The organism is Niastella populi (genome assembly GCF_002078015.1).
In the GTDB taxonomy this organism is placed as follows: Bacteria; Bacteroidota; Bacteroidia; order Chitinophagales; family Chitinophagaceae; genus Niastella; species Niastella populi.
This window is the reverse complement of sequence record NZ_LWBP01000252.1, coordinates 1-12,103: the sequence shown is the minus strand read 5'-3', so window position 1 is coordinate 12,103 and position 12,103 is coordinate 1. Positions and strand designations below refer to the sequence as shown.

4 protein-coding genes are annotated in these 12,103 nt (G+C 40.6%); all 4 read right to left on the bottom strand.

The genetic code is table 11. The annotated features are described in order from the left end of the window. Positions 1 to 3,864: non-ribosomal peptide synthetase (locus A4R26_RS32710; RefSeq protein ID WP_133054857.1), on the bottom strand; the 3,864-nt coding region annotated here is incomplete at its 3' end. Between the two features lie 5 nt (positions 3,865 to 3,869). Continuing rightward, the gene (locus A4R26_RS32705; protein ID WP_081171146.1) at positions 3,870 to 6,977 is read right to left on the bottom strand and encodes a type I polyketide synthase; all 3,108 of its coding nucleotides are present in this window, start codon (positions 6,975 to 6,977) and stop codon (positions 3,870 to 3,872) included. Positions 6,978 to 7,039: 62 nt separating this feature from the next. Then, positions 7,040 to 7,810: a class I SAM-dependent methyltransferase gene (locus A4R26_RS32700; protein WP_081171144.1), complete on the bottom strand. Its 771-nt coding sequence runs from the start codon at positions 7,808 to 7,810 to the stop codon at positions 7,040 to 7,042. A 19-nt stretch (positions 7,811 to 7,829) separates the two neighbouring features. Next, positions 7,830 to 12,083 carry a non-ribosomal peptide synthetase gene (locus A4R26_RS32695; RefSeq protein ID WP_278248469.1) on the bottom strand — a complete coding sequence of 1,418 codons (4,254 nt, stop codon included), beginning with the start codon at positions 12,081 to 12,083 and terminating at the stop codon, positions 7,830 to 7,832. Between the last annotated feature and the right edge of the window lie 20 nt (positions 12,084 to 12,103).

The window sequence follows — 12,103 nt, the reverse complement described above, 5'->3', positions numbered from 1 at the left end:
CTCAGGCGCTTTGCCTGCCTTGTAAGCTTCATAGTATTTCAATACATCTTTGGACAATACCTCCATAGACCAGCCATCGCTGATGATATGGTGCATATTGAAGTAGAATACGAATGTCTTTTCCTCTACCTGAAGTAACGCTGCCCGCAGTAAAGGCCCTTTCGCCAGATCGAAGGCCCGGTAAGCATCTGCTGTGATATACGCTTCTGCTTTTTCCTTCTTGTTAGTCTCTTTTCTAAAGTCCTGATAGTCGATTGCGAAGCCTAAGTCCTCTTTTCCGACTATCCATTGTCTAATCTCTCCTGACTCATCTCCCCTGAAGACGGTTCTTAAAATCTCATGTCGATTTATCGTAGCATCTATGGCTCTTTTGAAGTTTTCAATGTCAATGTCCTGATCCAGGTAAATACTTCCCGGTATATTATAAGCTCCCGAACTTCCTTCAAACTGACTCAATACCCAGAGTCTTCTTTGGCCATCCGAAATGGAATAGCTTGCCTGAGAAGTCACTTTTTCTATCTGAACAAATGCCTCTCTGGCCGAAGATGCAATCAGTGCGGCATGGGAGGCTACGCTGGTATGCACAAACAGCTCTTTTAAACTCAGCTTTACTGCTAATTCCTTTTGATACTCATTGCTCAGGCGAACTGCTTTTAAGCTATGGCCGCCAAGGACAAAAAAGTCATCTAACATACCAATGTTTTCCCGCTGCAGAACTTGTTCCCAGATCTTTACAAGCTTCTCTTCCAGTTCATTGCGTGGACCTACATATTTCACGCCACTCGTGATTCCCAGGCCTTGCGGATCTGGCAATGATTTTTTATCCACTTTACCACTGACCGTCAACGGCATTGCTTCGAGTTGTACGAAGTAGGCCGGAAGCATATACGCAGGTAGCTTCTCTTTTAAATACTCCCTTAAATCATTAATGTTTTGCTCTGAGTTGGAAGTGATATAGGCAACCAGCTCTTTTTCTCCTGATTGATTCTCTTTGACTAAAACCACAACCTGGTCAATCTCTTTGTAGTTTGATAAAGCATGCTCTATTTCTCCCAGGTCTATGCGGTATCCCCGGATCTTGACTTGTTGATCCTTACGCCCGGAACAATAAATAGAACCATTGTTTAACCATGACCCAAAATCTCCAGTCCGATATAAGCGATCTCCAGCTACAAAAGGGCTTTCAATAAAACTAAGACCGGTTAGCTCCTTGTTTGTATACCCACGTGCGACTCCTTCTCCTCCAATGTATATCTCTCCCTGAACACCTGCTGCAACCGGGTTACGGTTTTCGTCCAAAATATAAATTTTGGTATTGGCAATCGGTTTACCAATTTCAATCCTTTGGGTATTTTTTTCCAAAGTTTTTACCGTGGACCAAATTGTCGTTTCTGTCGGTCCATACATATTGTAAAGTTGCATACCGGGTAATTTCTGGTAAATATCATTCACCAACGAAACTGTAGCCGGCTCACCACCCAAAAGGATATTCTTAATTGAACCCCAACCTTCATCTGTTGAAAGGTGCTCATTCAACATTGCCCCCATGGAAGGCGTAATTTGTAAATGCGTGACCTTGTGTTTCCTGACTTGTGAATAAACCGAATAGTTGTACTGTGTTTTATTGTTTTTATCTTCTTCACTAATCTGCATGGCATCTCCCTGTATAACCACTTTGTATCCTTTACTCAGAGTCCATAAAAGCTCCAATACCGATATATCAAATGTAAAATTTGTCATAGATAAGAATGTACCTTTCTCTTCACCAAAAATGGTTGTCATGCCAGAGAAAAAGTTAGTTACATTCTGATGTTCGATCATTACTCCTTTCGGTTTCCCTGTGGAACCTGAGGTGTAGATCACATAAGCAAGGTTGTTGGATGTAGCAGCGGAACTCACCGGTTCTTTAGAATAACGCTCCTGGTTTTCTTTGAATGCTTTTAGCTCTTTTTCATCCAGGCATACCCTACTTTTGGTATCCACTTCAATATAAGCTATCCTTTCCTGAGGAAATTCAGGATCAATTGGAACATACGCTCCTCCTGATTTCAACACACCCAGTATCGACACAATCATCCACTCACTGCGCGCTTGTTTGATGCCTACCAAATCATCTGGCCGGATGTTATAATTTTCTCTCAGGTAATAAGCCAGCTGATTGGACCTCTCATTAAGCTCCCGATATGTAAGTGCTGTATCTTCAAATACTACCGCTATATTGTCAGGGGTCATTGCTACCTGCTCCTCGAATAAATCAATTATCGTTTTATCCCTTGGATATACGACTGCTGTATCGTTAAATGTGACCAGCAGTTTATGTTTCTCGTCTTCTGATAAGTAATTTATTGTTGAGATTTTCTCTTCCGGAGCTTCCAGCAGGGCGCTTAGCAGTTGCCTGTAATGCCTTATCAGCCCTTCAACCATGGTCTTCTCATAGACATCAGGGTTGAAAATAATCTTCAGGGACAGGTAAGCATCTATCTCCTGAGCCCTAATCTCTATATCAAATTTTGATGTGCTAAAGCCCTGATCAACTATCTGATTTAACGATTCTTCTGATATTTCAACCTCTTCGATTCCTGCCGCGTTGCTTTGAAGGGTGAGCATAACATCAAACACTGCATTTCTGCTTGTATCTCTTTGAAGGTCCAATTCCTCGACCAAACGATCGAATGGATACATTTGATGGTTATAGCTCTTTAAAGTATACCCTTTTAAAGCGTGGTAAAAACGGTCAAAGCTTTCCTCAGGATTAACTTCATTTCTTAACACAAGCGTGTTCACATAGAACCCGATCTGATCTTCCAGGTCGGCATGCTCTCTGCCTGCTACCGGAGTGCCTATGATGATATCCTTTTGAGAAGTGTAGCGGTACATTAACACGTTCCATGATGCCAGTAAGCCCATGAATAGACTGCCCCCTTTTTCCTGGATATAGTCTTTTAGTTTAGCCGTTGTAGCTTTATCAAGATAAGTGGCTAAGGTGTGGCCGTTGTAGGTCCTGACTTTAGGACGCTGCCTGGTGGCAGGAAGATCCAGCAATGGCAATTCGCCCGAGAGTTTATCTACCCAATACTTTTTATGTGCCTTAAATGACGCCTGATCCAACTGCGTTAGCTGCCAGGCCGAATAATCCCTGTACTGGATTCTTAATTCTTTTATCTGAGGCTCTTTGCCCGCCTTATAGGCTTCATAGTATTTGAATACATCTTTAGACAATACACTCACAGACCACCCATCACTGACAATGTGGTGCATGTTGAAGTAGAATACATATTCTTCTTCCTCTACCTGAAGTAAGGCTGCTCTCAATAGAGGTCCTCTTGCCAGATCGAATGGGCGATAAGCATCTGCTGCGATATACGCTTCTGCTTTTTCTTTCCTGTCAGCTTCTTTCCTAAAGTCCTGGTAGTCGATTGCAAAGCCCAGGTCTTCTCTTTCCCGTACCCATTGCCTGATCTCCCCTGACTCATCTTCTCTGAATACGGTTCTTAAAATCTCATGACGTTCGATCGTGGCATCTACAGCTCTTTTAAAGCTTTCGATCTCAATTTCATGGTTCAGGTAAATACTACCGGGTAGGTTATAAGCTACAGAACCTCCTTCAAACTGACTCAATACCCATAGTCTTCTTTGAGCATCGGAGATAGGATAATAATTACTTGAAGAAAGTACAGGAATTTCAGTGTATTTGCCATCGTTGTGATACTTTCCTAAATAACTAATAAGCGCTGCCTTGTTATCTTTTATCCTGGAAATTAAATCATGAGATAAATCATCGCCCTCAAAATCAATAACTAACTCTTCTTTATCTACTGATAAATAAATGTTTTTCGACTTAAGTTCGGCAATCAATTCTTTCATAAAAATTACAATCTTATTTGGTTCGATCTTGGCGATCTGTTCTCACGATCGTTTAATTTTTTAACCTCAAGTGCTAAATCAATTTCTTCTGCCAGTTTTTTTATGCTTCTATTCACAAAAAAATCTCCTACACTAATTTCAATATCAAAAGATTTGTGAACTCTCTTCAGCAATGTGATTGCCTTCAATGAATCTCCGCCCAGATCGAAAAAATCATCGTTTACACCTATCTTTTCATACCCAAAGAAAGACTTCCATAATTTCGCCAGCTCTTTTTCTGTTTCTGATTCGGCCTCGGCATACATGGTTTCAATATCGGGCCTATCGATGTCAGTTAAAATCATCGCTGATACCTCCTCAGGATATCTTTCAGTCTCACCGTTCACAGATTGGTCAACTTGTGAAATAAATTTTTCATCACCCAGCTTATCTATTGAACCAGATGCATACAATTCGAAAAGCCTTCTCATTGGATCTACTCTGGCCGGAAAAAATATTTTATCGAATGAATAAGTCGGAGCTGATACTTTATTTCTTGATTCATTGGAATAATATTCATCCCAATCAATACTTACGCCATTACTCCATAATACGCCCAATGCATTCAACAAGTAATAAGAATCATTTTTGGTTGCAGTTGGATGTTTGAGTACAGAAGCCAATACTAAACCTGAATAGAAATTTTTATTTTTCCGCAAAAAGCCCACCAGGGTATTTTCAGACCCGATCTCAACAAAAGTTGAATTACCTTCTTTCAGTAAAAAATCCAAACCTTTAGAGAAATTGACAGTTTCCCTTAAATGTCTTACCCAGTATTCAGGCGAAATAGCTTCCTCCTTTTTAATTGGTTCTCCGGTAGTGCAGGAAATGAATGAGTATTTGGGATATGAAAAGTTTATCTTTTTCAGTTCATTTTCATAGGCATCCAAAATGGAGTCCATCATCGAACTGTGGAACGCATAAAGAGTATGAAGCCTGGAACAAGTAATCTCTTTAGAAACCAGCAGATCCTCAACCGATTTAATGCCCGCAAAACTGCCAGAAATAACACAGGAATTTTCTGTATTAATTGCAGCAACAGCAATATCCGGAGGAATAACACCGATAGCCTCTTCAGCGGAAAGTTGTACGCTCAACATAGCGCCACGTTCAACTTCGCTCATTAACCGGGCCCGCTTAACGACAAGTCTGACCCCCTCTTCGAAAGTAAAGACCTCACTGATACAGGCCGCTACATATTCCCCAAGACTGTGGCCAATCATCTGCGTTGGTTGTACTCCTAGCTTCAGCAGGAATTTAGCAAAGGCATATTCCAGCAAAAACATCAGCGGTTGCGTGTGACGGGTGTCATTTATCTGATCTCTTTCGGAACCTTTCCCGTCATTGTACCCAAGTATACCTTTATAGTCGATACCTGTCTCTTTTTTTAAAAGTATCAACCCCTCGTCTATAATTGCTTTGAAGTACGGGTATTGTGAATAGACTTGTCTTCCCATGCCATAATACTGACTTCCCTGGCCGGAAAACATAAATACAATTCCTCCCGGCTTACCATCCTTAAAAGTTTTAGGGACATCTGTTGTATCAAGTTGTTCAATGGCTTCCTGAGCGTCCTTAACAATAATAAAGTTCCGGAACTTATGGCTTTCTCTTCCCGTTTTAAGTGTAAAGGACAAATCCGCCATATCGACCTTTTGATTTTCTTTTAAAAAATCTTTCAAGGAATCGCCAAGCCTTTTTAAAGATGATTGCGTTTTTGCAGAGAATGGCAAAAGTTGATAAACCGTAGGAACACTTCCTGGTTGTGCTAAAGGAGGTTCCTCGAGAATTGCATGTGCATTCGTGCCACCAATACCAAAGCTACTGACCCCTGCTAACCTGGGTTTGTCGCTTTTCCATTCCGTTAATCTGGCATTGACCGAAAATGGTCCGGATTTGAAGTTAACTGCAGGATTTGCTGCATTGAAATGCAAAGACGGTGGCAACATTTTTTTTTCTAAAGACAACGCTGTTTTAATTAAACCAGCAACTCCCGCAGCGGCATCCATATGCCCAAAATTTGTCTTTAAAGATCCAATATAACATTGATGAGACGTATCATGGTTAAAAGCTTTATTCAAAGCTTCTACTTCTACCGCATCACCTAATTTGGTACCTGTTCCATGCGCTTCGATATAAGAAATATCTTTGGGATTAACCCCGGCGATCTTTAATGCAGCGTCAATACAATCATATTGGCCTATAATACTTGGGGCTGTGTAACCTACTTTTAAACTGCCGTCATTATTGACAGAAGTAGATCGAATTACGCCATAAATATGATCTCTGTCACTTAATGCATCTGCCAGTCTTTTCAAAACCACAACACCAGCACCCTCTCCCATTACGGTACCCGAAGAATCCTGGTCGAATGCTTTACAATGACCATCCTTAGACAGAATTGAACCTTCCTCATGCATATAGCCAATGCCTGTAGACGATCCTATACTCACCCCACCAGCTAATGCCATGGTACATTCTTTCATTAACAAACTTCGACAGGCAATATGAACAGCAACTAATGAACTTGAACAAGCTGTATCGACAAAATAGCTTGGCCCTTTTAAACTCAGGGAGTAAGAGATCAATCTGCTTACAGAGTTAACATTTGATATATGCTTAATGAAAAAAGGATTTACATTTAGTGTTTCAGAAAGGGCTACATAATTCCTCCAATTTATATTATCGCTCGCGCTAAAAATACTTCCAATCTTACGAGAATAATTGTGAGGGTTATAACCAGCATCTTCCAAACATTTCCAGGCCTGTTCGTGCAATATCCTCGTTTGCGGATCCATCAAAGCCGCTTCTTCTTTTGTGTATCCAAAAAAAGAAAAATCGAAACTTCCAGGCTCCTCTAATAAACAACTGGTATTTACAAATTTGGGATTACGTATGAGGTCCTTACTTACTCCTGCCTTTTCCAGCCCGGCATCATCGTAAAAATGAATTACCTCATTCCCCTCCACAAGGTTTTTCCAGAAGTCCATTATATTTTTTGCCTTCGGGAATATGCCCGACACACCGATGATGGCGATATCCTTTTTTATAGACCTATCATTAATATTATTCATATTATTCAACCAGGCTTTGTTGTAACAAAATCATATCTCCCAATACAAAAACTTCAGGCTACCTACTTATTAACCGAAATATGATAAAATCGCCGTACTGTTACCTCCAAAATAGGGGGCACTGTTTCGGCCTCAGAGATCAATATATTTGCTGCCCTACCCATTTCTTTAAGGAGCTGATCCTTGTGTTTTAGTATGGCATCGTAAACTTTCATTTGATATGTTTTCCAATTTTCCGTCTCCAGCATTGATAACACCTTAAACCCCTGCCTGGCCATCAATGATGACTCGTCTGAAAGAATGTCCCACGTTGTAAATAGGAATTGTGCTCCATTTTTGGCAACTCTTTTTATTTCGTTTAAAGCTTCTTCTTTATTTTTAACCATCCAAAAAGCATCTATACTGATAACAGTGTCCACTGAATCGTCTGGCATCGGAATATTACCAAATCCTCCCACTTCAAATTTGGCCGTATAACTAAGATCAAAATTTTCTTTTAACAAGTTTGCTTCGTGAATTGCTTCTGGAACGATATCGATTCCGACCAATTTTAATTTCTTTTGCTCTGCGATCTTCAACCCCGGGCCGCCCCTACCACAACCAATGTCCAACAGCACATCACCACGTTTCGCGTTTATGAGAGACATGAACATTGCTAAATCTGTGTTTGTTAAGAAGCCAAAATGATTGAGCCCGGCAGGATAGTTGCTCCCAAAAGCGTTAGACCAGATCGTTTCTATGGTATCATTTTTACCAGAATACTCATAGTAGCTTTTGTACATATCCTCACTTAAGCTCTCGTACTGTCCATTTCCTGATGTCGACTTTTGCATAATCAAATTTTAGTTTAAATCAAAGCGAATCGATCATATCATCCATTTCAGCCGCGATATTCGTCTCCGCCAGTTCTGCAACCGCTGATTGTGAGCCATTAGTTAAATATGCGGCTAACGCACTTACAGAAGTAAATTCAAATACAGACACCGCCTGAAGATTCAAATCCATCTTCTCATTAATAGATGCATATAGCTTCATCAATCCCAGTGAACTAATTCCAAGATCAAAAAAGTTATCATAAACACTTATCTGGCTTTTAGATTTTCCTAAAATACCTGCAATAATTTCTGTAATCAGCTCTTCGACCTCGTTTTGGGGAGCTACATATTCAACACCGCTGATAATTCCCATTGTTTTGGGATCTGGTAAAGAACTTCTATCTACTTTACCATTTAGTGTTAATGGAATAACTTCCAATTCAACATAAGTTGCCGGGATCATGTATTCGGGAAGTAATTTTCGTAACATGGATGTCAAAACACCTGCATTTATCTCCGATTTGACAACAATATATGCTACAAGTGCATTTTCATTGTTTTGATTTTCCTTAACTATCACCACTGCATCTTCTATAACATCAAGTTTTAGTAATGCATGTTCTATTTCCCCCGGCTCTATCCTATAGCCTCGTATTTTAACCTGCTCGTCTATCCTTCCCAGGTACTCTATTTCACCATTGGGCAGCCATTTCCCTAAATCGCCGGTCTTGTATAATTTTTCTCCTGCTTTAAAAGGATTGTTGACAAACTTCACCGCCGATAATTCTTCCTGATTTAAGTATCCCCTGGCCAAACCAACTCCACTAATGCAGATCTCACCCGGTAAACCGATAGAACAAAGTTGTTGGTTCGGATTTAAGACATATACCTTATTGTTTCCGATTGGCCTGCCCAGGGAAACTCTGACCGCATGTTGGTTCTTATCAACGTGCTTTACTAATTTACCTATGGTGGTTTCGGTTGGTCCATAGTGATTGTATACTTCACAATTGCTATTAGCCAGTTTTATATACTTTAATATTTCTTCTGAAAATGGTTCCCCGCCAAGAATCAGGCATTTATTTGGTGTAAAAAAGCGTTCCCCGGTTTGCCATGCTTTCCAGTGCGATGGAGTCATTTTGATACAATCCAGATCAAACTCCCGGATTTTATCCACGTTGATGATGTCTTCTTTGGCAATGACATGCAGGGCCGCGCCTATTAATAATGAAGTAAAAATAACAGTGTTGCCCAGGTCAGCTGAAATAGTAGAAACAAGTCCGAAGGACTTACATTCGCTAATATTGGTTTCATTTAATATTCCAAAGGAATAATCTACAACTGCACCTGAAGTAATCATGGCTCCTTTGGGTTTTCCTGTGGAACCTGATGTGTAAATCACATAAGCGAGGTTGTCAGGTGCAGACACAACGGGAAGCCTGTCTGCGGCATAGCTATCCGGGTCGAATTCTACATCAATCGCGAAAGTATTGCCATCATAATAACCAAGATCATGGATCAAATTAACTTCCGTGATCAAAACCTTCAGCGAGGCGTCACTGATGATAAAATCTTTTCTTGAAGAAGGATCCTGGGGATCGACCGGAACATAAGCTGCTCCTGCTTTTAAAATACCAAGAATGGAAACAATGGACCATTCACTTCTATTTAACATCACGCCTATTAAATCATCGGCCTTGATCTCATAATTTTCAACCAGGTAATGGGCCAACTGGTTCGATAATTTATCAAGTTCGCTGTAAGTGAGTTTTTTATTTCTAAAGACAAGAGCAGTATTATGCGGCGTTTTTGATACCTGCTCCTCAAACAGTTCGACGATTGTTTTGTTCTTCGGATAATTTTTATCTTCAATGTTGTTAAACTGGAGAAGATCGTACTTTTCTTTATCAGACAAATACTCTATCTGCGAGATCTTTTCTCCAGGGTTTTCTAATAGCACCTTTAACAGTTGTTTGTAATGCTTTATTAAGCCCTCTACCATGTCCCGGTCATAGACATCCGGATTAAATGTCACATCCAGGGACACACAATCATTTATCTCCTGGAGCGCGAGATTTATGTCAAATTTAGATGCCCGGTAACCTTTATCTGTAATTGCATCTATTTCTTCTTCTTTTAATTCCTGTCTGTTAACTCTTTCACCGTTATTCTGGAGGAATAACATAACATCAAATATGGTGTTCCTGCTCGGATCGCTACGGAAATTCAGATCTTCTACCAACCTGATAAATGGATACATTTGATGGCTAAGGCTCTTCAACGTTGTATCGATTAAACGCCTGAAGAAATTCTGGAAACTTTCTTCTGTTTCAATATGATTTCGAAGCGCCAGCGTATTTGAATAAAAACCGATTTGATCTTCAAGATCAGCATGACTTCTACCGGCTACCGAAGAGCCGATTATTATATCCTTCTGGTTGGTATAATGGTACATCAGAATATACCAGCCCGCTAACAGGCCCATATATAAACTTCCCCCATTTTCTTCAGAATATTCTTTTAATTTACCAGTCAGGTTGCCATTAATATATGCCTGAAGGGCGTGACCATTGTTGGTTTTAACTTTTGGTCTCAGCTTTGTACTTGGCAGATCCAACGACGGTAATTCTCCCTGCAACCTTTTAGTCCAATATTCCCTATGCTTCTGAAACGCTTGCTCATTCAGCTGTGCCAGTTGCCAGGCAGCATAATCTTTATACTGGATTTTCAGCGGGTTTAATGCCGGCTCCCTGTTTTCGGTAAACGCATCGTAATAAGTAAATACATCTTTGGCTAATACTGATAACGACCAGCCATCACAGATGATATGATGCATATTAAAATAGAAAATAAACTTATCTTCTTTAACTTTCAGCAGGCTGGCACGCAATAAAGGGCCTTTTTCCAAATCAAAAGGACTAAAGGAATCCTCACCTATAAAGGCTGCCGCCTTGTCATAACCATTTCGGTCATCTTCAAAGTTTTTGCATATTATTTCAAATCCTAAGTCTTCTTTGTCAAGTACCCACTGTCTTATCTCGCCTGATTCATCTTTTCTGAAGACGGTTCTTAATGATTCATGACGATCAATTGTTGCATGTATCGCTTTTTTGAAATTTTCAATATTGAGGAGTCCTGTTAGATCGATGCTACCGGGCATATTATAAGCTACCGATGCGTGTCCGGATTGGCTCACAATCCAAAGTCTTCTCTGAGCGTCTGAAAGAGCGTAATTCGGTTGAGGAGTGATCCTTTCAATTTGAACGAATTCTTCTTTAATTGAAGTGTTTATCAGCGCTGCATGGGAAGCTACGCTGGTATGGGTAAATAATTCTTCTAACGATAAATTAACTGCTAATCTCTTTTGATACTCATTACTCAAACGAACTGCTTTTATACTGTGGCCCCCCAATGAAAAAAAGCTATCGTTCACCCCGATATTTTCCTTTGCCAGCACTTCTTCCCATATCTTTACCAACTTCGCTTCCAGCTCTGTTTCGGGTGCTGCATACGCCACGCCAATGGTTAAACCAGATCCTTCCGGGTCAGGCAGAGATCTCTTATCCACTTTGCCATTAGCTGTCAAGGGCATTGATTCCAGTTGAACAAAATAGGCCGGAAGCATGTACACCGGCAGCGCTTGTTTTAAAAACAACCTCAATTCGCCTATATTCTGTTCTTCCTCCGAAGTAATATACGCCACCAGCGCTTTCTCCCCTGGCTGGTTCTCTTTTACTGCAACTACAGCCTGGTTTATGGCTTCATGGTTTAACAGGGCATGTTCTATTTCTCCAAGCTCAATCCGATACCCCCTGATCTTTACCTGCTCATCTCTTCTGCCTATGAACTCTATATTCCCATCCGGTAGCCACCTGCCAAGATCCCCTGTTTTATACAGCCGCTCTCCTTCTTTAAAAGGATTTGATATGAACTTCTCTTTAGTCAGCCCTTCCTCGTTTAAGTATCCCCTGGCCAGACCATCGCCCCCAATGCAAATCTCACCGATTACCCCTATTGGTTGGAGCGCTTCTGTTTCGCTTAAGATATAGATCTGTGTATTAGAAATTGGTTTTCCAATAAGATCCCGTTCATCTCCATCTATTCTGAAAACTGTTGTGTAAGTGGTGTCTTCAGAAGGGCCGTAAAGGTTTCGTATCTCTTTTACTTTACCTTTCAGCTCCTTCTTATAATTAGATGGAATGGGTTCACCGGCCATATTCAATACCGAAACAGACGCAAAGCTCATCCCCTGCTCCAACAATGCACCTACAACGCTTGGGACCGTATTGATCAGGAGTTTTTTCCCGGTAT